The 21900-nt window shown below is 72.3% G+C and carries 15 protein-coding genes and 1 pseudogene; 6 read left to right on the top strand and 10 right to left on the bottom strand.

Translation table 11 applies throughout. The annotated features are described in order from the left end of the window. Positions 1–62: 62 nt before the first annotated feature. The 6 genes from ABZ855_RS06870 to ABZ855_RS06845 form a co-directional block, all read right to left on the bottom strand. On the bottom strand, positions 63–1031 hold the full coding sequence (locus ABZ855_RS06870) for a PfkB family carbohydrate kinase (protein ID WP_360802105.1): 969 nt from the start codon (positions 1029–1031) through the stop codon (positions 63–65). Positions 1032–1298: 267 nt separating this feature from the next. Next, on the bottom strand, positions 1299–2519 hold the full coding sequence (gene metK / locus ABZ855_RS06865; RefSeq protein WP_360802102.1) for a methionine adenosyltransferase: 1221 nt from the start codon (positions 2517–2519) through the stop codon (positions 1299–1301). 34 nt (positions 2520–2553) lie between these two features. Beyond that, the gene (locus tag ABZ855_RS06860; RefSeq protein WP_360802099.1) at positions 2554–3963 is read right to left on the bottom strand and encodes a lyase family protein; all 1410 of its coding nucleotides are present in this window, start codon (positions 3961–3963) and stop codon (positions 2554–2556) included. After that, positions 3960–5930: an FAD/NAD(P)-binding protein gene (locus ABZ855_RS06855; RefSeq protein WP_360802097.1), complete on the bottom strand. Its 1971-nt coding sequence runs from the start codon at positions 5928–5930 to the stop codon at positions 3960–3962. Before ABZ855_RS06855 ends, ABZ855_RS06860 begins: the two co-directional genes overlap by 4 nt. A 17-nt stretch (positions 5931–5947) precedes the next feature. Then, positions 5948–6991, bottom strand: a complete 1044-nt coding sequence (locus tag ABZ855_RS06850) for a methyltransferase (protein WP_360802094.1) — start codon at positions 6989–6991, stop codon at positions 5948–5950. Positions 6992–6993: 2 nt separating this feature from the next. Next, on the bottom strand, positions 6994–8712 hold the full coding sequence (locus ABZ855_RS06845; protein WP_360802091.1) for a class I adenylate-forming enzyme family protein: 1719 nt from the start codon (positions 8710–8712) through the stop codon (positions 6994–6996). Positions 8713–8938: 226 nt separating this feature from the next. Here ABZ855_RS06845 and ABZ855_RS06840 point away from each other — a divergent pair, with 226 nt between their 5' ends. Both ABZ855_RS06840 and ABZ855_RS06835 read left to right on the top strand, forming a co-directional pair. Continuing rightward, on the top strand, positions 8939–10648 hold the full coding sequence (locus ABZ855_RS06840) for an FAD-dependent monooxygenase (protein WP_360802088.1): 1710 nt from the start codon (positions 8939–8941) through the stop codon (positions 10646–10648). Between the two features lie 142 nt (positions 10649–10790). Then, positions 10791–11663: an AfsR/SARP family transcriptional regulator gene (locus ABZ855_RS06835; RefSeq protein WP_360802085.1), complete on the top strand. Its 873-nt coding sequence runs from the start codon at positions 10791–10793 to the stop codon at positions 11661–11663. A gap of 180 nt (positions 11664–11843) precedes the next feature. Here ABZ855_RS06835 and ABZ855_RS06830 read toward each other — a convergent pair. From ABZ855_RS06830 to ABZ855_RS06820, 3 genes and pseudogenes are all read right to left on the bottom strand, one after another. Beyond that, positions 11844–13085: pseudogene (locus ABZ855_RS06830) on the bottom strand (MFS transporter); the annotation flags it as partial. A gap of 779 nt (positions 13086–13864) precedes the next feature. Then, positions 13865–14671 (bottom strand): SDR family oxidoreductase, encoded by an 807-nt coding sequence (locus ABZ855_RS06825; protein WP_319201405.1) that lies wholly within the window; start codon positions 14669–14671, stop codon positions 13865–13867. Between the two features lie 126 nt (positions 14672–14797). Continuing rightward, entirely contained in the window at positions 14798–15424 is a 627-nt protein-coding gene (locus tag ABZ855_RS06820) for a cupin domain-containing protein (protein WP_360802080.1), read from the bottom strand. Positions 15425–15649: 225 nt separating this feature from the next. Here ABZ855_RS06820 and ABZ855_RS06815 point away from each other — a divergent pair, with 225 nt between their 5' ends. Then, positions 15650–17323, top strand: a complete 1674-nt coding sequence (locus tag ABZ855_RS06815) for an FAD-binding oxidoreductase (protein WP_360802077.1) — start codon at positions 15650–15652, stop codon at positions 17321–17323. A gap of 86 nt (positions 17324–17409) precedes the next feature. On the opposite strand, the gene ABZ855_RS06810 is transcribed toward ABZ855_RS06815, so the two are convergent. Further along, on the bottom strand, positions 17410–18072 hold the full coding sequence (locus tag ABZ855_RS06810) for a class I SAM-dependent methyltransferase (protein WP_360802074.1): 663 nt from the start codon (positions 18070–18072) through the stop codon (positions 17410–17412). A gap of 200 nt (positions 18073–18272) precedes the next feature. Between ABZ855_RS06810 and ABZ855_RS06805 the strand changes: the two genes are divergently transcribed. From ABZ855_RS06805 to ABZ855_RS06795, 3 genes are read left to right on the top strand one after another with little or no spacing between them, the layout of a single operon-like run. After that, positions 18273–18842 carry a flavin reductase family protein gene (locus ABZ855_RS06805; protein WP_360802071.1) on the top strand — a complete coding sequence of 190 codons (570 nt, stop codon included), beginning with the start codon at positions 18273–18275 and terminating at the stop codon, positions 18840–18842. A gap of 26 nt (positions 18843–18868) precedes the next feature. Then, complete coding sequence (locus tag ABZ855_RS06800) at positions 18869–20449, top strand: 4-hydroxyphenylacetate 3-hydroxylase N-terminal domain-containing protein (RefSeq protein ID WP_360802068.1); 1581 nt, start codon at positions 18869–18871, stop codon at positions 20447–20449. Between the two features lies 1 nt (position 20450). Continuing rightward, positions 20451–21671: an MFS transporter gene (locus ABZ855_RS06795; protein ID WP_360802065.1), complete on the top strand. Its 1221-nt coding sequence runs from the start codon at positions 20451–20453 to the stop codon at positions 21669–21671. The last annotated feature ends 229 nt before the right edge of the window (positions 21672–21900 follow it).

The raw sequence follows: 21900 nt of genomic DNA, 5'->3' as shown, positions 1-21900 counted from the left end.
CGCTCTGACCTGTCGTCCATCACTGAGACAAACACCGTCCGGGTGCAGGGTGTTGCAGCCGTTCAGGAAGGCAGTCTGGCGGCTATTTGATCCGCGGCTTCCGGGCCGTAGGCGCAACGGATGCGGGCTGTCAGCCGCTCCCGCACCAGCGGGTAGCCCTGGGCCTCGGGCGACTCGAGCGCGGCTGCCGCCAGAGCGCACCCGAGCTGTGCCCCGCGCTCCGCACGCCACCCCCAGACGGCACCCGCCAGAAAGCCGGCGCGGAACGCCTCGGCGGTCCCCGACGGATCGCCCTCCCGCACCGCGCACACCCCCTCGACACCGGCCGTGGGGCGCCCGCGCCGCATGACGGCCACTCCACGCAGCCCGCGGGTCACCACCCAGGTACCCACCCTGCCGAGCAGTTCCGCCTCGCCCCACCCGGTGAGGTCGCGCAGCAGCGGCACGTCGAACTCGTCCGTGAAGGCGTACCGGGCCCCGTCGACGAGTCTGCGGGCCTGCCGGCCGGTGAGGAGGGACAGCCGGTCGCCGGGGTCGGCCGCGAAGGGGATGCCGAGCCGTCTGCACTCCTCGGTGTGCCGCACCATGGCCTCGACGTCCCCCGCCGCCACGACGACGAGGTCCAGCCCGCCGATACGGCGCGCGGCCGGCAGCAGGGTGATGTGCCGGGACTCCGTCTGCGCGCCGTCGTAGGACAGCCTGAGGCGGCCGTCCTCGGCGTCCCTGATCTCCACCGCCCGCGCCGTGTCCAGTTCCTCGCTGACGCGAACGAGTTCGAGGTCCACGCCGTACGAGAGCAGGGAGCGGCCGTAGTCGGCGAAGTCCCGGCCGACCGCCCCGGCCAGCAGCGGTCGCAGGGCCAGACGTCCCAGTCCCGCGGCGATGTTGGCGCCCGCCCCGCCGCGGCGCACCCGCAGGGTCTCGGCCCGCACGGCGGCGGCGCCCCGGTCCATCGCCGTGCCGTCGGTGAGCCGGCCTGCGACGGTCAGCACCTGGTCGGTCGCGATGGCGCCGGTCACGGCTATGCGCATGCTGATCAACTCCTAGGGCCTGTCGTCAAATTCCCGTCGTCCGCCCGAAGGGCGGGCCTCGCGGCGGCAGGTGCGTGCTCTCGGCGTGCCGGGCACAGGCCCTCGTACTGGTTGTACGTGGGTCTGTGCCCGGTGCGGCGAGAGTGGGTGCATGTCGTCGCGAGGCAGGCGGGAATTTGACGACAGGCCCTAGGGAGCCAGGACCCGTCAGAGGCGACGACGCGGCCCCGGACCACAACGGTCCGGGGCCGCAAATCGGGTGGACGGTTACCGTCCGGCGGCCCGCCGCAGTGCGTCCACGCGGTCGGTGCGCTCCCAGGTGAAGTCGGGCAGTTCGCGGCCGAAGTGGCCGTAGGCGGCGGTCTGGGCGTATACCGGGCGCAGCAGGTCCAGGTCGCGGATGATGGCCGCCGGCCGGAGGTCGAAGACGGCCGTCACGGCCTTCTCGATGGCGGCCTGCGGGACGGTGGCGGTGCCGAAGGTCTCCACGAACAGGCCGACCGGCTCGGCCTTGCCGATGGCGTAGGCGACCTGGACCTCGCAGCGGGCGGCCAGCCCCGCCGCGACGACGTTCTTGGCGACCCAGCGCATCGCGTAGGCGGCGGAGCGGTCGACCTTGGAGGGGTCCTTGCCGGAGAAGGCGCCGCCGCCGTGGCGGGCCATGCCGCCGTACGTGTCGATGATGATCTTGCGGCCGGTCAGGCCGGCGTCGCCCATGGGCCCGCCGATCTCGAACCGCCCGGTGGGGTTGACCAGCAGGCGGTAGCCCTCCGTCTCCAGCTTCACGCCCTCATGGGCCAGCTCCTCCAGGACGTGCTCCACGACGTGTTCGCGCACATCGGGGGTCAGCAGCGAGTCCAGGTCGATGTCACCGGCATGCTGGGAGGAGACGACGACGGTGTCGAGGCGCTTGGGCTTGCTGCCCAGGTACTCGACGGTGACCTGGGTCTTGCCGTCCGGGCGCAGATACGGCACGGTCCCGTCGCGCCGCACCTCCGACAGGCGCCGCGACAGGCGGTGGGCCAGCTGGATGGGCAGCGGCATGAGAGTGGGGGTCTCGTCGCAGGCGTAACCGAACATCAGACCCTGGTCGCCGGCACCCTGCAGGGCCAGCCGGTCCTCCTGGGCCGATGGGGCGCCGTCGGCCCGCTGTTCGTAGGCGGTGTCGACGCCCTGGGCGATGTCGGGGGACTGCGCCCCGATGGAGACGGACACGCCGCAGGAGACGCCGTCGAAGCCCTTGGCGGAGGAGTCGTAGCCGATCTCCAGTACTGCTTGGCGGACGAGGGCGGGGATGTCGGCGTACGCGCTGGTGGTCACCTCGCCCGCGACATGGACCTGACCGGTGGTGATCAGGGTCTCCACCGCGACGCGGGCCGTGGGGTCCTGGGCGAGGAGGGCGTCGAGGATCGTGTCGCTGATCCGGTCGGCGATCTTGTCGGGATGGCCTTCGGTGACCGATTCCGAGGTGAAGAGCCGGGCAGACATGAGAACTCCAGGGGTCGGTACGGCGGGGCGTGCGTCAGGATGTGCGGTGACGTTCCAGGGCGTGGTCCACCAGGGAGGCGGCCGCGCCCGTGTACGTGGCGGGATCGAGCAGCTCCGCCAGTTCCCCCGGGCCCAGTGAGGGCCCGATCCGGGGGTGTTCGGCGAGGACGTCGGCCAGCGGCCGTCCGGTGCGCGCGGCCGTCCCGGCCGACTCGGACAGCAGCCGCTTCGCCGTGGCCTTGCCGAGCCTGGGCGCCAGGACCGCGGCGATTCGCTCGGAGGACATCAGCGCGCCGGTCGCGGCCGCGTTGGCCCGCATCCGCTCCTCGTGGACGACGAGCCCCTCGCACAGCTCGACGGCGGTGTGCGAGGCGCCGCCCGCCAGCCGCAGGCACTCCCGCAGCAGCAGCCACTCGGCGTGCCAGACACCGCCCGAGCGCTCGTCCTCGGTCACCAGGCACTGCGTCAGCGCACCCGCCAGCGCGGGTACCTGGAGCGCGGCCGAACGGATCAGGGTGGCCAGCACCGGATTGCGTTTGTGGGGCATGGCCGAGGACGCACCGCGCCCGGCCACGGGCGGCTCGGCGACCTCACCGACCTCGGTACGGCCCATCGACTGCACGTCCACGGCGATCTTCCCCAGCGCCCCGGTCACGAAGGCCAGGGCCGCGGCCGCGTCGGCGATGGGGGAGCGCAGCGCGTGCCAGGGCAGCGGGGACGCGGCCAGCCCGGTCTCGGCCGCGAACGCCTTCGACAGCGCCGCCGCGTACGCGGCGGGGTCCGCGGCCGGCGCGCCGTCCACGACCGAGTACTCCAGATAGCCGGCCAGGGTGCCGGCCGCCCCACCGAGCGAGACGGGCAGTCCGCCGTCGAGCAGCCGGTCCACGCGGCCGGCCGCCTCGCGCACCAGCAGTCCCCAGCCGGCCGCCTTCAGCCCGAAGGTGGTCGGAACGGCGTGCAGGGTGAGTGTCCGCCCGGCCATCAGCGTGTCCCGGTGCCGTGCCGCCAGCCGGTCCAGTGCCGCCGCGGTGCGCAGCAGATCGGCGTGGACCAGGCGCAGCGCCCGCTCGCAGACCAGCATGGCGCCGGTGTCGAAGATGTCCTGACTGGTCGAACCGCGGTGCACGTACTCGGCGGCCTCCGGGTCCTGATCGGCGACGGCCGCGGTCAGGTCGCGGACCAGGCCCACCACCGGGTTGGCGCTCTCCCGCGCCGCGACGGCGAGCCGGCGCAGGTCGAACCACTCCGCGCGGGCGGCACTGGTGATCACCGCGGCGGCCCGCGCCGGCAGCGTGCCGAGCCCGGCCTGGGCGCGGGCCAGCGCCGCCTCCGCGTCCAGCATCGCCTGGAGCCAGGCCTCGTCGCCGACCGCCCGCTCCACCGGGGTGCCCGCCCGCACCGGGGAGAGCAGGCCGGCATCCGGTCCCGCCGGGTGCGCCGTCATGCCGGTGCCTCCGTCAGCGTCCTGCCCGAGCGCCGCCGGGAGGCGCCCGCGCGGGCGGGGGCGAGGGCCAGGGCTGCCCGCGCGATGGCATCGGAGTCGCCCAGGGTCACCGAGTTCACGCCGGGCCTGATGCCGGCCGCCGTGACCCAGTGCACCGCCTCCGTCGGCACTCCGTACGCGAAGCGCCGCGGATGCCCACGGCCGTACGCGTCGACCAGGTGGTACGGGCGCTCGGTGACCTCCAGCCCGCCCGTCTCGTAACTCGTGCCGCACGCACCGGGGATGCGGAACGGACGGCACTGCCCGGTGGACAGCATCGCGCGCAGCAGCGGATCGCTGGTCCGGCGCAGGTCGGGTTCCGGCAGGCGCGCCTCGACCAGCACCCTGGCGCGCACGGGGGCGCCCCCCACCGTGTCCGACTCGGCGACGAACGCTCCCGCCGTGCCGTCGACGCGCACCCGCATGCCCGGCCCGATCAGGTCCAGGACGCCCGCCTCGAGCAGCGCGATCAGCTCCTCGATGCGTGAGAAGGGCGGGCCGATCGACAGGAAGGCGTTGAGCGGGGTGTACCAGCCCTCCACCTCGTCCCGGTAGGAGTTTCCGTCCAGCCCGCCGTGGTCGAGGGCGAGCCGCACCTCGTTGCGCAGATCGCGCAGCACGTCCAGAGCCGCCTTGAGCGGCCCGCTCACATTGCCCGCACGCGCCTCGCGCACGTCCTGGCGCAGATGCTCCAGCATCCAGCGGCGGAACTCCGCCCGGTCGGCGAACTCCCCGTCGCCGTGCGGCCGGAAGATCCGGTCCCAGTCCCACCGCTCGTCGTGTGCGATGCGGTACGCGTCGAGCAACTCGTCGGTGTGCACAGGACCTTCGGGCAGGGCGACGAACCGCTCGACGAACTCCTCCCGTTCGGCCTCCCGGCCCCGGGCGGTCAGCAGCGCCGCGTAGTAGACGCTCTCCACCTCCCTGGCGATCAGGGGCCACAGGTCGGTGCCGAAGTACACGCGCTCACCGTCCACCGCGCGTTCCCGCAGCGCCGCGACGACCTTCTCGGTCAGCAGGCGCGGCTCGTGACGGCCGTGCGCGCCCTTCTCGTTGGCGCCGCGCGCGTGGTACGGGATGCCGCGCCGGGAACCCGCGACGATGCGCGGCTCCCGGCCGGAGGGACGGTAGACGAGTCGTTCGCCGACGCGGTCGAAGCGGCCACCGCGCCCCACGGTGAGCAGCGCCATGTGGTCGAAGAAGTTCAGGCCGAGCCCGCGCAGCAGCACGGTCTCGCCGGACCGTACGTCCGACAGGTCCAGGTCGGCCGGGTTGGCCGGCAGGACGTGCAGCAGCCCGTGGGCCCGCGCGCGCCGCGAGAGCTGCCGCTGCGCGGAGGAGACGTCGGTCGGCACATGGCCCTGGGAGAGCACGACCGCGTCGAGGCCGTCGAGTATCCGCCCGTCGGACAGGACGACCTGCTGCGCACCGTCCTCGGGCCGCTCCCGCAGGGCGACGGCCCTGGCCCGATGGACCCGCACCCGTACGTGCGGCGGGGCGCCGGACACCAGCCGGACGAAGACGTCCTCCAGGTAACGGCCGTAGAAGGCACGGGACGGGTAGTCGTCCGGGCCGAGCCGGCGCGCCTCGGCGAGGACGGCCTCGTCGTGGAGCGTCGCCCCGGCGGACCCGTCACCGAGCGCGCGGGCCCACGCGTACAGACTGGGGCCCGGCTCGACGGGGCCGTCCATCTCCACGCTGGCGTCGGTGAACACAGTCACCTGGGAGGCGACGGTGTTCATCAGCAGCACACGCGACTGGCCGGTGCGCCACACCCGCCCGGCTCCGGGACTGTAGGGGTCGACGACGTGCACGGTGACCGCCCGGTGGGCGGGTGCGGAGCGTTCGTTGGCGCACAGCCGCTCCAGTACCGACAGACCGCGCGGTCCCGCACCGACGAGGCACAGGCAGAGATCACCGCTGGGCATAGGTGTACTCCATGGGATCAGGGGAGGGCGGGGGCGGAGGGGGTGCCTCCTGCCGGTGTGGCGACCAGCAGACTCGTCTCGAGGGCGAGGGAGTGCACGCTTTCCAGACGCAGGCCCGCGGCGCCCAGGACCGAGCGGTAACCGTCGAGGGTGCGCTCGCGGCCACCCGCGGCCATCAGCAGATGCATGTCCCACAGCAGCGGCAGCACGGACGCCGTGCCGTCGGTGGCGACGACCCTCTCCAGCACCAGCAGGCGGCCGGTGTCCGCCATGGCCGCGCGGATGTTGGCGAGGAGCGTCACACATCGTTCGTCGTCCCAGTCCTGCAGCACCCGGGACAGCAGGTACACGTCGTTGCCCGCCGGGACCTTGTCGAAGACGTCGCCCGCGATCGTCTCGTAGCGGTGGGCGCCGACGGTGGCGCTCAGGTGCCGTTCGGCCACCGGCAGCATGTGCGGCAGGTCGAAGACGGTCCCCGTCAGGTGCGGATGGGCCCGGAGGACCGCCGACAGCAGCAGGCCGCTGCCGCCCGCCACGTCGACCACCGTGTGCGCCCGCGTGAAGTCGAAGGCCGCCGCGGCCTCGGGGAAGAACACGTTGCCGGCGTTCATGGCGCGCAGGAACCGCGGCCCGGCGTCGGGTACATCGCGAAGGTACGCGTGCAGCGAGATGCCGAAGGCGTGCTCGAAGCCGGAGGCTCCGGTGCGGATCGCGGGCACCACCGCACCCCAGGCGCGGTGGAACTCCTCCCCGTACAGCAACACCATGTCGCGCATGGACTGTTCGCCGCCGGCGACGAGAAGTGCGCCCACGTCGGTGAGCCCGTAACCCTCCTCCTCGTCGCCGGTGAACACGCCCAGCGCCGCGAGCAGCCGCAGCAGTCGCGCGAGGCCGTCCTCGCTGGCGCCCGTGTGATCGGCCAGCTCCGGGACCGTGGCGTGTCCGGCGGCGATGTGGTCGGGCAGGGACAGGGCGGCCGCCGCGTGCAGGGCCTGCGCCCGCCACGTGCCGGTGATCAGATCCACCACCTGACGCGCGGCCGTCGTCTCGCTCCGGGGCATGATCAGACCTTCCGTGCCGGAGCGGACACGGCGAGCGCGGGGTCGCCGGCGCGGGACAGGGCGGCGCGCAGGCGTTCGCGCAGCAGCCGCTTGAGGACCTTGCCCGTGACACCCACGGGGAGTTCGGAGCGGTCGGCGGCCAGCAGCAGCCCGCCGAGCGGTGCCAGGCCCTCACGGGCCAGGGCCGCGTCGCACGTCGCGAGCAGCCGGGCCGCGTCGCGCCGGGTGCCGTCGGCGAACAGCACGACCGCCAGGGGACGGGAGTGACGAGGGGAACCGGGATCGTCGACCGCGACGACCGCCGTGTCCAGCGCCTGCGTGGCGTTGAGGACGACCTCCTCCATCGGCAGGCTGTGCACCGGACCGTCGACGGTGTGGATCACGTCGGGGGTGCGGTCGAGGTGGTACCAGCTGCCGTCGCTGTCGCGCCGCATGATGTCGCCGGTGAGGAAGTACCCGTTGACCGTCGATTCCTCGGTCAGGTCCGGCTCGTCCAGATAGCCGGCGGTGATGCTGGGGGTCCGCACACCGAGCCGGCCGGCCTGCCCGTCGGGCAGTTCACGGCCCTGCTCGTCGAGCACCGCGGCCTTGCGCACCACCTTGGCGGGCAGTCCGATGTGACGTGCGTACCGGGTCGTCTCCGGCGTGTAGGCCTGCTTGAACAGCACCATGCCCATCTCCGACGAACCGAGTCCGTCCAGGTAGCGCGAGCCGTTCAGTGCCTTGCCGTTCTCGTCGCGTCGGCCCAGGGCGATCAGCGGGCGGATGTGCCGCTCGTGCGAGGCGTCGCCCATGCCGTGCCATGTGTGGATGTGCCGGGCGGCCTCGGGGCCGATCTCCTCGGTGGGTATCTCGGCCAGGGTGAGCGGGAAGGCCAGCACGGTGGTGGGGTGGAACAGGTTGACCGCCCGGGCCACGGCCTCGCCGCTCGCGTCGTCCAGGATCAGCGTCGGTATGCCGAGCAGGATCGCCAGACTGAGGTAGCTGATGCCCGCCGAGTGGCTGTGCGGCAGTGCCGTCAGCAGCCGGTCGGAGCGCAGCGAGGGGAAGGACCACAGCCGTTCCCGCTTGCCGGCGAAGAACGAACCGTGGTGGAACACCGGGGCCTTGGGCCGGCCGGTGGTGCCCGACGAGTGGGAGATCATGATCAGGTCGTCGTAGGCGTGCCGGTGCGGGAAGCCGGGCATCGGCCGGGGCGGCAGAGGAGCGGTGACGGCGAGCGAGGCCATGTCCCCGAGCTCGGGTGTGGCCTTCCCGGGCGCGTCCGACTCCCAGGCGTCCGTGAGGCCCTTGAGCAGGTCGGCGTCGCCCACCAGCACCGTGGTCCGGGTGCGCAGGAAGTACTCGGCGGCCGTCGCCGGGGCCATCCTGGGATTGCAGTGCACGGCGGCGGCACCGAGCGACGTGATGGCGATGTGGTGGATCAGGCCGAGCAGCCCGTCGCGGGTGTGCAGACCCACGTGCGCCCCGGGCCCCACTCCCCGGCCGCGGTACCAGTGCGCGTAGCGGATCGCGGCGACGCGCACGTCGTTCAGGGACATCGCCCTGGGCTCGTCCGTCGCCCAGGTGGGGGAGGACACATCGGGGTGGAACAGCAGCGGACGGTCCCGGTCACGGGCCACGCGCCAGGCGTGCCAGAAGAAGTTCCCCGCCCCCAGATCCCGGTCCGCGTGGAGGCGCAGGCGTTGCGCCGCAGACCTGTGTGTGCCGAACAGGAACATAGGAATACCTCACACTCCGCAGTGATGCGCCGAATTCTTCGGTCACCGGTGAGACATCGCGGCCCGTGATACCCCAGCGGCTCGGTAAAGGTTCGTGGTGGAGTCTCCAGCCGCCTTCTAAAGGGCCGATGGAAAGCCGCCCCGGTCGACGATCTTGCTTCGTTCTTCAGAGCGGGTTGAAACGATCGCATCGGTTCGATCAAGAGAAGGCTGGAGGCCGCTTCGGATGGACGTCCCGCTGACAACCCCGGTCGCCGTGGTCGGCGGCGGTCCGGTCGGATTGATGCTCGCGCTGTTGCTGGACCGCCAGGGCGTACCCTGCGTCGTCCTCAACTCCCAACCGGACGTGCCCGATCAGCCGCGCGGCAGCACCCACAACGCGCGGACCATGGAGCACTACCGCACGCTGGGACTGGCCGGGCGGATCCGCGGACTCGGTCTGCCCGCCGGTCACTCGGCCGGCATCTCCTTCTTCACCCGCTACAACGCGCCCGAACTGGCCCTGCTGCCCTGGCCGGGCAGCGGCGAGGTGCTGCGCCGACGGGCCACGGCCGACCGCACGGACCCGTCCCCCGAACCGATGCACCGGGCGAACCAGATGTACGTCGAGCGGCTGCTGCTCGACCACGCCCGCACCCGGCCGCGCATCACCCTGCGGTACGGCTGGACGGTCACCGCCCTGCACGAGAACGCGGAGCACGTCGACGTCGTCGCCGAACACGACGGCGCCCAAAGCGTGTTCAGGGCGGCGTTCGTCGCGGGCTGCGACGGCGGGCACAGCCTGGTCCGGCGCCACCTCGGCATCCGCTACGAGGGCGAGGGCACCCTCGACCAGGACATCCTCGGGCGCCGCTCCACCGCCGCCCATCTGCGGGTGCCCACGCTGTACCGGGACTTCCTGCGCGGCCGCGGCGCGTGGAGCAACTGGGTGGTCAACGCGGACCTCGCGCTGAACCTGATCGCGCTCAACGGCGTGGACGAGTTCTTCCTGCTCACCAGCTCCGTCGACCCGGACACCGCGACCGACGAGGAACTGGTGCGGCTGGTGCGGCGGGCGGCGGGAGAACCCCTGCCGGTCGAGGTGCTCAGCCACCGGCCCTGGACCGCGGGCGCGGCGCTGGTCGCCGAGTCGTTCGGCACGGGCCGCATCCGGCTCGCCGGTGACGCCGCGCACCTGTTCACGCCCAACGGCGGCTTCGGCATGAACACCGGGGTCGACGACGCCGCCAACCTCGCCTGGAAACTCGCGGCGGCCGTACGGGGCTGGGCGGGCCCGCATCTCCTCGACACATACGGCATCGAGCGCCGGTCGATCGCCCTGCGCAACACCTCGGCGGCCCGGACCCTCGGCCAGGGACTCGGCGCCGTCGACCGGCCCGCCTGGCTGGAAAGGGATTCCGCCGCCGGCGAGGCCGCCCGGGCCAGGACCGGAGCACAACTCGCCGAGTACGGGACGCGCACCCTGGACACCCTCGGGGTGCAGCTGGGCGCCCGCTACGACGGCTCACCGATCGTCGCCGGGGACGGGTCCGGACCGGTGCCCGACTCCTTCGCCGCGTACACGCCCTCAGCCGTGCCGGGCGGCCGCGCCCCCCACCTGTGGCTCGACGACCGCCGCACGGACGGCAGTTCGCTGTTCGACCGCTTCGGCCCCGGATTCACGTTGCTGCGGCTCGGCCCGCGTCCGCCGCGGACCGGACGGATCGAGGCCGCGGCCCGGGCCGGGGGAGTGCCGCTGCGGACCCTGACGCTCGACGATCCGCTCGTACGCGAGCGGTACGAGCGTGATCTGGTGCTGATCCGCCCCGACCAGTACGTCGCCTGGCGGGCCGACCGGGAGCCCGGCGACCCCGGCGCGCTCCTGGCGCTGGTCACCGGGGGCCCGCACGAGACGGTGGCGGAACGGCCGCCGGCCACGGCCCACGGGCGGTGGTAGCCGAGCGCAATCCGGGTCCCGCTGCCGGACCGGCAGAACCTGAGTGACGTAGAATCCGCGCGCGGATCGCGACATTTTGACCGGGTGTTCCACAGGGACGACCTCCTGCTGGGCATGCCCGGGCGACGATGGGGGAGTCACCATGGAATTTCGCGTTCTCGGCCCTCTGAATGTGTACAACGACGAAGACCGCCTCAGAACCCCGACCGCGCCGAAACAACGGCAACTGATGTCGCTCCTCGCGCTCAACGCGAACCACGTCGTGTCCGTGGCGCAGATCGTCGAGGAGATATGGGAGTACCGGCCGCCGTCGAGCGCGGTCGCGGCGGTGCACACCTATGTCATGCAGTTGCGCCGCTCCCTGGACGGGGCCCGGCGCGGCCCGGGCCGCGGCCCCGGCCGGCTGCAGACCCGCGACCAGGGGTACGTGCTGAAGCTGAGCCCCGGTGAACTGGATCTGGACCGCTACGAGCAGCAGGTGCGGGCCGCGCGTGCCACGCTGGAGGCGGGCGAGTACGCCGACGCCGCCGGGCAGTTGCGCGCCGCCGAGATGATGTGGACCGGGCCGATACTCGTCGACGTGCCCACCGGTCCGCTGCTCAGGGCCGCCATCGAAGTCGTCGAGCGCGACCGGCTCGACGCCGTTCCCCAGCGCCTGGGCGCCGAGCTGCGCCTCGGGCGGCACCACGAGATCCTCGGCGAACTCACCGCGCTGGTGCACCAGTACGGTACGCACGAGGACCTCGTCGCCCACCTCATGCTCGCCCTGTACCGGTCGGGCCGGCAGGCCGACGCGCTGATGGCCTACCACCGGCTTCGGGCCCGGTTACGGGAGGAACTCGGCACCAAGCCGTCGGCGCGACTGCAACGCCTGCACACCCACATGCTCTCCGGGCACCCGCGACTGGAGCCCCCCTCCGGCCCGTGCTCCCGGCAGTCGCTCAACCTGCTGGCCGAGCGAACCGTGTCCGCCCCGCGTGGCCCGGGCCGCGACGACGGGCTGGTCAGGGTCTGACATCCGGGTGGCCGGCGCGAGACCGGCCGGGGCGTCGGGGCGCCGGCCGGGCAGCCAGACCAGGGCGCCCACCAGCGCCGGCCCCATCAGCAGGGCCGCCACCCCGAACGCCTGTCCCGCCCCGGCGGCCACCCCCGCGCCACGGCCGCACAGCGCCACCGCGAGTACGGTGCCGAGCGCGGTCCCCAACTGCCCCGCGCACTGCACCAGTCCCGCCGCCAGCCCGGCGCCGGCGCCCCGGAACCGGGTCAGCGCCACGACCTCGCACGACATCCAGATCAGCGGCAGGCCCGCGCCGGCCAGGACCAGCCCCGGCAGCATGCCCGAGACGTACCCCAAGGTGTGCGAGCGCGCGGCCAGTGTCCACAGGCCGGCCCCCAGCAGCAGACACCCGAGCACGCACGGCAGGCGGGCGCCGTACCGGGTGAGCAGTGCGCTGCAGGCCCGGCCCACGACGAAGATGCCCCCGACCATCGGTAGCAGGGCGGCTCCGGCGGCCGGCGCACCGAATCCGTAGGTGTCGCGCAGCAGCATGCCGCCGAGGAAGGCGACAGGCGCGGCGGCCGTCGACACGAGCAGGATGCCGGCCGCACCGCACACCAGGTTCCGGTCGCGGAGCAGGGAGGGGGGCAACAGCGGGTGGGGACAGGTGCGTTGCCGGTGGACGAAGACGGCTGCCAGCGCCGACGCGCCGAGCGCGGCGTACGCCGTGTACCCGTCCGTGCCGTGAGCGGCCAGCCGCACCAGCGCGTACACGGCCGCGAGCAGAGCGCCGGTCAGCGCGGCGGCCCCGGCGAGGTCGAGGGGGACACCGCGGGTGCGGGGCGGGTCGGGCAGCGGAGTGCGACGGGCCACCACCAGGGCGACAGCGATCACGGGGACGTTGAGCCAGAACGCCCAGCGCCAGTCGAGGCTGCCGACCACGAGACCGCCGCACAGCACACCGGCCACCGCACCGACGCCGCCGGCGCCCGCCCACAGCGCCAGGGCCCGAGCGCGCTGCTCCGGTGCGGCCGCCGTCACCAGCAGCGACATCGCGGCGGGCACGAGCACGGCGGCCGCCAGCGCCTGCCCGGCGCGGGCGGCGACGAGAAGAGGGCCGCTGGTCGCCGCGCCGCACAGGGCCGAGGTCACGGCGAAGGCGCCCATGCCGTGCAGGAAGAGACGCCGGGCGCCGGCCAGGTCCGCCAGCCGGCCGCCCAGCAGCTGGAGCCCGCCCATCAGCAGCACGTATATGTCGGTCACCCATTGCACGGCGTGGAGTGACATCGACAGGTCGCGCCGGATGTCGCTGAGGGCGAGCGTCACGATGCCCGTGTCGGCGTTGGCGAGCAGAGGTGCGAGGACGGCCAGCGCGAGCACCCGGCGGTCCAGTGGGGGCGCCGCGCCTTCGCGCGTGCGGGCAGGGGCGGACAAGGCCATGACGATTCCCGGGAGTTGGCGCCGATGCCGTCGCGCGGCCCCCACAGCGGGGCGGGCGGGAAGGAGCAGCCCGTGGCCTGCCGTTCGGATCGGCGCGGATCAGGAAGCGGGTCCTGGTGCGGGCCGGCACGGGACGCGGGCGAAGGCCCACCGGAGCGGTGGCGGCCGGCGGCGACGCGGCAGGCATGCGTGCGGGGCACGTCGGCCCGGCGATCCGAACGAGTGGCCTCGGAGCCGCGAGACGACACGGCGGGGCAGGACAAGGCAGGGGAGAGAAAGGAGAGGCGGACGAGGTCCGCCGTGCAGGGCATGCGCTGGGCGGGGCCCTACGGAGGCCCGGGGTGGGACGCGGGGCGCCGCGGGCTCCGGCCGAGGAAAGGTGGTGGAGCTCAGGAGATCAGTGGCGGGCGGGCACCCGGCTTGCCCGGTGCGCGCCGGCGGGTGAGGTGTCGTACCTGACGATGACGGCGGGCCGGGGCCTGTTCGCGGCGGAGGTCAGATCGAGGGGGGCGCCACCGCGGACGGCACGGCCGGGGCGGCGGTGCCGTCCGGGGCCCGGGTCCGGGAGGAGACGGAACTCCGGCGGGCCTCCGGTGGGGCAGCGGCGGGTCACACAGGGGGCGACAGCCGCGGAAAACGCTGCCGGCGGCGCCGACGGCCCGTCCGTACCGGGTCGACGCACGCCGCCGACGGGCGTCCTGCGTCCTACGCCCGGCCGCCGTGCGGCGGCCGGGCACGTGCGGAGGGACCGGAACTCGCCGGACCTCCGCGCGGGGTGCTCAGAGCTCCTTGAGGAGCCCGCCGTCCACGACGAACTCGGCACCCGTGGTGCTGCCGGAGCGCGGCGACGCCAGCAGCACGACGGCGTCGGCCACCTCCTGCGGCTCCACGAAGCGGCCCGTCGCCAGGTTCAGCATCTCCGGAACGACGCTGTTGATGACGTTGTCCTTGTCGGTGCCGGCCTGCGAGGCGATCATGTCGGCGACGCCGCCCTCGTCCGTCCACCACGGCGTCTTCACCACACCGGGCGAGACCGTGTTCACGCGGATGCCCTGCGGCCCGAACTCGCCCGAGAGCACCTTGGTGATGTTGCTCAGGGCGGCCTTCGCGGCGCCGTAGTCGACGTTGATCGGCGAGGGCTGCCGGGCGTTGCCGGAGGAGATGTTCACGATCGCGCCGCCGCCGCGCTCCAGCAGGTGCGGGATGGCGGCACGGATGGCACGTACGGCCGAGAACAGGTTGAACTCGAACATGGCACGCCACTCCTCGTCGGAGGCGTGCAGGAACGAGCCGCGCGGCAGGGTCACACCGGGCGGCGGGCCGCCGGCGTTGTTCACCAGGATGTCGAGCCCGCCGAACTGCTCCACGGCGCGGGCGACGACCTGGGCCGGCGCGTCCTCGTCCATGAAGTCCGCCGAGACGTGGACGAGGTTCGGGCCGGCCAGGGCGTCCAGCTCCGGGGTGCTCTTGCGGGACGTGGCCACGACCTTGGCGCCCTCTTCGAGGAGCGTGCTGACGATGGCCAGGCCGATGCCCTTGGACGCGCCGGTCACGACGGCGACCCGGCCGGAAAGCTGCAGATCCATAAGGTTCCTTCTCAATGGTCGGCCCCGCCCTGAGGTGGGGGAGGAGCGCGGTGCGATGTGCTCTCGACAAGGGAAACCCCGCCGTGCCCGAAGGTGTTGCAGGCACTTTTCACCGGATCCGCGGAGTCAGCGGTGCCAGCGCATGACCTCCTCCGGGAGGTCCTCCAACTCGGCGATCTCGGACGGCTTGCGGTCCATGTACCGCGGGTCGCACCCCTGGTGTCCCAGCAGCCGGGCGACCGGGGCCAGCACGGTGAACAGGGCGCGCTGCAGCGCCCACGGGGGCGAGGTGAACCGCACCACGTCGCCGAACTCCAGTGTGGTCACCGCCTGTTGGAGCAACTTCGGCATGCCCTCGGGCGTGGTCTTGCCGTCCTGTGCGAGGCCGAACAGCTGGCGCAGCACCAACTGCTCGAAGCGGTCGCTGTTGTTGCGCACCTCGCAGATGTGGAAGGCCTGTTCGCCGCTGCAGTTCCACCAGCGGTGCTTGATGCCGGGCTGGATGAGCACGCTCTGCCCCGGCTTGTCGAGGGTCACCTGGCGCCCGCCGATCAGGAAGGCGACCTTGCCCCGCACCAGCGTGAAGCGTTCCTCGCTCACCGGGTGCAGATGCTCGCCCGACACGGCGCCGCCGGGCTCGGAGTACACGTCCATCACGGTGCGCGCCCCGCCCGTGTGCGAGGACGGCGTTCTGATCACTACCCGCTCCCTGCACCGCGGGTTCTCGTACACCTCACCGATGTTGACCGTCACCGGCCCGCCTCCTTTTCACCATGGCGAATTCAGCCTGCAATTCGATGGTGGCGAGCGGTGGGCCGTCCGACACTCCCCATCTTGCGGTCGTATCCCGGAATCAGCCGTTCAGGGATTCGACCGCAAGATCCGGAGTGTTTTCCGCGATGGCTGATTCGTACTGTCGCGGCGCAGTCGAAGCGCGTGAAGCGGGCGCCGAAAATGGCGAGAACGGGAGACGTTAAAGTGCGCGACAACAATGGGATGGGCCGTAGGCGGTTCTTCACGACCGCCGCGGCGCTGGGCGGTACGGCCGCCGTGGGCGGAGCCCTGGCCGGGCAGGCGGCGGCAGCGGGGGAGGAGGCCGCCGCCGTCACGTTCGCCCCGGTGACGGTGACACCGGCGGACGCCCAGTACGGCGAGCTGGTGCACGGCATGAACAACCGCTACGTCGGCAACCCGGAGGCCGTCCAGATCGTGGACGACGTCTCCCAGGTGGCGGGCGTGGTGCAGGCGGCCGTCACCGCGGGCAAGCGGCTGACCGTTCGCTCCGGCGGGCACTGCCTGGAGGACTTCGTCTTCAACCCCGAGGTCCAGGTGGTGCTCGATCTGTCACAGCTCAACCAGGTGTACTACGACGCCGGGCGGCGCGCGTTCGCCGTCGAGACGGGCGCCCAGCTCCTGGACGTCTACACCCTGCTGTACCAGGTGTACGGCGTCACCGTGCCCGGCGGGATCTGCTACTCCGTCGCGGCCGGCGGCCACGTCAGCGGCGGTGGCTGGGGCCTGCTCTGCCGCCAGCTCGGCCTGATCATCGACTACCTGTGCGCCGTCGAGGTCGTCGTGGTCGGCGCCGACGGCAAGGTGCGCACCGTCGTGGCGACCAACGATCCCAGCGACCCCCACCATGAGCTGTGGTGGGCCCACGCGGGCGGTGGCGGCGGCAACTTCGGCGTGGTCACGCGCTACTGGTTCCGCACACCCGGCGCCACCGGCAACGACCCGAAGAAGCTGCTGCCCCAGCCGCCCCGCGAGGTGTACCTGGTCGCGCAGGCCTGGCCGTGGGAGAGCATGACGGAGGCGAAGTTCGCCCGCCTGACACAGAACTACGCGCGTTGGTTCACCGCGCACAGCGCCCCGCGAAGCCCCGAACTGGCCTTGGCCAGTTTCCTCGTGCTGACCCACAAGTCCGCAGGCCAGATAGCCATGGTCACCCAGGTCGACGCCACCGCCCCCAACGCCCGCCGGCTGCTCGACGGCTATCTCGCCGCGATCGGCGACGGCGTCGACGTGCCGACGGCGGCCGTCACCCGCCAGTTCGCCGAGTTCGGCCCAATGGCCGCCTACGCCCAGCCTCGCAAGCTGCCGTGGCTGGAGGCCACCCGCTACCTGGGCACCACCAACAGCAACCTCACCGACCCGACCTACCGGCAGGAGTACAAGTCCGCGTACATGCGCGCGGAGTTCCCCGACCGCCAGCTCGCGGCGCTGTACAAGCACCTGACGCGCGAGGACGTCACCCTGCCCGGCGCATCCATCACCCTCAGCTCCTACGGCGGCGAGGTCAACCGGCTCGCGCCGTCGGCCACCGGCTACCCGCACCGCGAGTCGTTCTTCAAGCTGATGTGGATGTCCCTGTGGAACGACCCGGCCGAGGACGCCGCGTACATCGCCTGGAACCGGCAGTGCTACGCGGAGGTCTACGCCGACACCGGCGGTGTGCCCGTGCCCAACGACGTCACCGACGGCTGCTATGTCAACTACCCGGACAACGACTTGAACGACCCGAAGTACAACACGTCGTCGACGCCCTGGTACTCGCTCTACTACAAGGGTAACTACCCGCGTTTGCAGCAGGTGAAGAAGAAGTACGACCCGACGAACTTCTTCCGCCACGCCCAGTCCGTCCGCCTTCCGTGACTCACGCGTGACCCACACGTGACCCACGCGTGAAGGCCGCCCCCGGAGCCTCCGGGGGCGGCCTTCACACGTACGCGGTGCGGAACTCAGCGCTTGACGGCGAACGTCAGGCCGTCCGCGTAGGGGATCACGCTCAGCTCCACCCGCTCGTCCTGGCGCAGCCGCGGGTTGAAGTCGCGCAGCGCCCGCGTCTCGGAGTCCTGGGCGGACTCGTCGAGCAGGGCGCCGTGCCACAGCACGTTGTCGACCACGACGAGGCCGCCGGGGCGCAGCAGTTGGAGGGCGTACTCGTAGTACGCCGTGTAGTTCTCCTTGTCCGCGTCGATGAACACGAAGTCGAAGGTGCCGGCGGAGTCCTCCTCCTTCAGCAGTCGCTCGAGGGAGGCCCGGGCGTCGCCGATACGCAGGTCGACCTTTTCCGCGACGCCTGCCCGCTTGCAGTAGTCGAGCGCCATGGCGCCCCACTCCTCGTTGATGTCCAGCCCCACCACCCGGCCGTCGGCGGGCAGCGCGAGCGCCGTCGACAGCAGGCTGTAGCCGGTGAACACGCCGACCTCGAGAGCCCGCCGGGCCCCGGTCGCCTTCAACAGGGTCCGCATGAACTGGCCCTGCTCCGGCGAGATCTGCATCAGGTGCAGCGGCAGCTGCGAGGTCTCCTCGCGCAGCTCGCGCAACAGGTCGGGCTCGCGCAGCGAGACATCGGCGACGTAGTCCTGGAGTGCGTCGGTCAACTCGACCTGGAGTCTCATGATTGGCCACCTCGTGTCGGGTATTCGAATCCGAGAAGGAATTACAGGCGCCGGCCCACACCGGTGTCAATCATTTCCGGCCTCCTGGATATTGCGCAGAAATGCCGCCGGTCCTCTCGATCGATACTTCAGCGGCCACCGGCACAATGCCCCTGAGAGAGCGCCTGATTCGAGGGCTCATTTCTTTTCGAGGAGTGCCGATGGGCGACATGCAACGCCGCTTTCGCGACTGCCTCGCCCGGTTCGCCACGGGTGTCACCGTGGTCACCGTCGAACATGGCGGCGGCGGCGTGCACGGTGCCACGGTGGGCTCGTTCACCTCCGTCTCCCTCGACCCCCCGCTGGTGATGGTGTCCCTGGACCGGCGCAGCCGGATGTGCGACCTGCTCACGGGCGCTTCGTCGTTCGGCGTGAACATCCTCGCCGCACACCAGCAGGACCTGGCCCTGCACTTCGCGGGCCGGCCGCTGCCCGCGGACACCCCCGTGTCCTGGGACCCCGATGCGACGGGGCCGCGCCTGGCCGACTGCGCCGCCCACCTCGACTGCGAGCCCTGGGCGGCGTACGACGGCGGCGACCACGTGCTGCACATCGGGCGGGTACGGGACTTCTCGACCTGGGACGCGGAGCCGCTGGTCTTCCACGGCGGGGTCTTCCGCCTCCTGGACACCGCCCCCGGCCACCACGCGTGGGCGGGCACCCTCGACGGACCGGCGGACGGCGCCTGGTCGTCGGGAACCGCGGCGCTCCACTCCTCGCTGGGTCACTGACCGCCACGACCGGACAAGGACACACCATGACGCTGCAGCAGGGCGAGGCCTCCGCCTCCGCACCGGCTCCCCGCACCACCCGCCCCCTGACCGGCGACGAGTACCTGGAGAGCCTGCGCGACGACCGCGAGGTGTACATCTACGGCGAACGCGTCGACGATGTCACCAAGCACCCGGCGTTCGCCAACCCCGCCCGGATGACGGCCCGTCTGTACGACGCCCTGCACGATCCGGACCGCCGCGACGTGCTGACGACGCGCACAGACACCGGGAGCGACGGGTACACCCACAAGTTCTTCCGCACCCCGCGCAGCGTCCAGGACGTCGTCGAGGACCGTGAGGCGATCGCCGAGTGGGCCCGCCTCACCTACGGGTGGATGGGCCGCAGCCCGGACTACAAGGCGGCCTTCCTCGGCACGCTCGGTGCCAACTCCGACTACTACGCGCCGTTCCAGGACAACGCGCGGCGCTGGTACCGCGAGTCCCAGGAGAAGGTGCTGTTCTGGAACCACGCGATCATCCACCCGCCGGTCGACCGGCACCGCCCGTCCGAAGAGGTCAAGGACGTCTTCGTGCACGTGGAGAAGGAGACCGACGCCGGCCTCGTGGTCAGCGGCGCCAAGGTCGTGGCCACCGGCTCGGCCATCACGCACTACAACTTCATCTCGCACTACGGACTGCCGCTCAAGGAGAAGGAGTTCGCGCTGGTCGCGACCATCCCGATGGGCGCGCCCGGTCTGAAACTGATCTGCCGTCCCTCCTACGCGGCGACGGCCGCCGTCATGGGCAGCCCCTTCGACTACCCGCTCTCCTCCCGCCTCGACGAGAACGACACCATCTTCGTCCTCGACAAGGTCCTCATCCCCTGGGAGAACGTCTTCCTCTACGGCGACGTCGACCAGGTCAACGGGTTCGCCCCGAAGTCCGGCTTCATCCCGCGCCTGACCTTCCACGGCTGCATCCGCCTCGCCGTGAAGATCGACTTCATCGCCGGGCTGCTGGCCAAGGCCGTCGAGATGACCGGCACCAAGGACTTCCGCGGAATCCAGGCGCGGATCGGCGAGGTGCTCGCCTGGCGCAACATGTTCTGGGCCCTGACCGACGCCGCCGCCCGCAACCCCGAGGAGTGGAAGGACGGGGCCCTGCTGCCGCGCCTCGAGTACGGCATGGCGTACCGCTGGTTCATGACCCTCGGCTACCCGCGCATCAAGGAGATCATCGAGCAGGACGTCGCGAGCGGCCTGATCTACGTCAACTCCAGCGCCGAGGACTTCAAGAACCCCGAGGTGCGGCCCTACCTCGACAAGTACGTGCGCGGCTCCAACGGCTACGACGCCGTCAGCCGCGTCAAGCTGATGAAGCTGCTGTGGGACGCGGTCGGCACGGAGTTCGGCGGTCGCCACGAGTTGTACGAGCGCAACTACTCCGGCAACCACGAGTCGGTGCGCAGCGACATCTACATGACCCAGCTGGAGACCGGCCAGCTCGACGCCTACAAGGGATTCGCCGAGCAGTGCCTCCAGGAGTACGACCTCGACGGGTGGACGGTCCCCGACCTCGACTCGTTCCACGGCCTGCGCGGAGCCAGGAAGAACTTCTGGCACTGACATGACCTCCGTCCCCTCCCCGGTGCGGCGGCGACCGGGCCCGGCCCTCGCCGCCCTCTTCCTGGCCGCGTTCGTCATGGGCAGCGCCGAGCTCGTCGTCGTCGGTCTGCTGAAGCTGGTCGCCGGGGACCTCGCCGTGTCCGTGGACACGGCGGGCACCCTGGTCACCGCGTACGCGCTGGGCATCTGCGTCGGCGGTCCGCTGCTGACGGCGCTCACCATCCGGATCCGGCGCCGCACCCTGGTGTGGACGTCCCTGGCCGGCTACGTCGCCGGCAACCTGCTGGCCGCCCTGGCCCCGGGCTTCGGCACGCTGCTCGTGGCCAGGGCCGTCACCGGCGCACTGCAGGGCCTGTTCCTCGGAACGGCGTTCACGGTGGCCGCCGCCCTGGTGCCGCCCGAGCGGACCGGGCGCGCGATCTCCGTGGTCTTCGGAGGCATCGCCGTCTCCACCGCGCTCGGCGTTCCGCTCGGCACCCTGGCGGCACAGCACCTCGGCTGGCGCGCGGCGTTCACGGCCATCGTGGTCCTCGGCGCGCTGGCGCTGCTGGCGTCGGTGGTGTGCGTCCCGCCGGTCGCCGGCCCGGACACCGGCGGCCTGTGGGCGCAGGCCGGCCACGCGCTCGCACCCCGGGTGCTGGCCGTGCTCGGCGTCGGTTTCCTGCTGCTGGGAGGCCAGTTCGCGGCGTTCACCTACATCACGCCGTTCCTGGAGGACGTCACGGGGGTGTCCGGCGTCTGGCTGACCGTGTTCCTCTTCGCCTACGGGGCCGCGACGGCCGCCGGTACGTTCCTGGGCGGCTGGGCCGCGGACCGGGACGCCGCGCGCACACTCGTCGCGGCGAACCTCGCCCTGGTCCTGGCGCTGGCGGTCCTGCACGTCGGCGGCGCCTCCCGGGTCCTGGTGGCCTGCGCCCTCGTGCTGTGGGGAGTGGTCGGGTTCGGCCTGGTCCCCTCACTGCAGTACCGGGTCGGGCTGTTGGCCGGCCCCGGGCGCGACCTCGCCTCGACGCTGCCCGCGTCCGCGGTCAACGCGGGCATCGCGGTGGGGGCGGTGACCGGTGGCGCGGCCGTCTCGCACGGGAGTGCGGCGGACGCGGTACTCACCGGCCTGCTGGTGTGCACGACGGCGCTACCGGCAACCTGGGCGTCCGCCCGCCTGCGCCCGGCGCCGCAACCGCGCCCGCCGGCCGCCGCGCAAGAACAACGCTCGAGGCGCTGAGCGCTGTTCTGACCCGGCCGCCACCGCGCGTGATCGCGGTCGGCCGCGCGGCGCGACGCGGCAACCGCGTGCACGCCGGCCGCCTTACCCGCTCGGGACGGGGGCCGGCGCCATCGTGCGCGGAAGTACCGACCCGGTTTTCGGCCTGGTGGAGCGGTGTTCGCAGCGCAGGTCGGGTTACCCGCTCGGGACGGGGGTCTTCGGCGCCCGGCCGACGGCAGCGTGGCGG

The organism is Streptomyces sp. NPDC047042 (genome assembly GCF_040644035.1).
Taxonomy (GTDB): Bacteria; Actinomycetota; Actinomycetes; order Streptomycetales; family Streptomycetaceae; genus Streptomyces.
This window is presented reverse-complemented; position numbering and strand designations above follow the sequence as displayed.

Coding starts and splice junctions, on each gene's coding strand:
- ABZ855_RS06825 (WP_319201405.1), bottom strand. CDS start 14,671: ATGGATCTGCAGCTTTCCGGCCGGGTCGCCGTCGTGACCGGCGCGTCC.
- ABZ855_RS06860 (WP_360802099.1), bottom strand. CDS start 3,963: ATGACGGCGCACCCGGCGGGACCGGATGCCGGCCTGCTCTCCCCGGTG.
- ABZ855_RS06835 (WP_360802085.1), top strand. CDS start 10,791: ATGGAATTTCGCGTTCTCGGCCCTCTGAATGTGTACAACGACGAAGAC.
- ABZ855_RS06855 (WP_360802097.1), bottom strand. CDS start 5,930: ATGCCCAGCGGTGATCTCTGCCTGTGCCTCGTCGGTGCGGGACCGCGC.
- ABZ855_RS06795 (WP_360802065.1), top strand. CDS start 20,451: ATGACCTCCGTCCCCTCCCCGGTGCGGCGGCGACCGGGCCCGGCCCTC.
- ABZ855_RS06870 (WP_360802105.1), bottom strand. CDS start 1,031: ATGCGCATAGCCGTGACCGGCGCCATCGCGACCGACCAGGTGCTGACC.
- ABZ855_RS06810 (WP_360802074.1), bottom strand. CDS start 18,072: ATGAGACTCCAGGTCGAGTTGACCGACGCACTCCAGGACTACGTCGCC.
- ABZ855_RS06800 (WP_360802068.1), top strand. CDS start 18,869: ATGACGCTGCAGCAGGGCGAGGCCTCCGCCTCCGCACCGGCTCCCCGC.
- ABZ855_RS06805 (WP_360802071.1), top strand. CDS start 18,273: ATGGGCGACATGCAACGCCGCTTTCGCGACTGCCTCGCCCGGTTCGCC.
- metK (WP_360802102.1), bottom strand. CDS start 2,519: ATGTCTGCCCGGCTCTTCACCTCGGAATCGGTCACCGAAGGCCATCCC.
- ABZ855_RS06840 (WP_360802088.1), top strand. CDS start 8,939: ATGGACGTCCCGCTGACAACCCCGGTCGCCGTGGTCGGCGGCGGTCCG.
- ABZ855_RS06845 (WP_360802091.1), bottom strand. CDS start 8,712: ATGTTCCTGTTCGGCACACACAGGTCTGCGGCGCAACGCCTGCGCCTC.
- ABZ855_RS06850 (WP_360802094.1), bottom strand. CDS start 6,991: ATGCCCCGGAGCGAGACGACGGCCGCGCGTCAGGTGGTGGATCTGATC.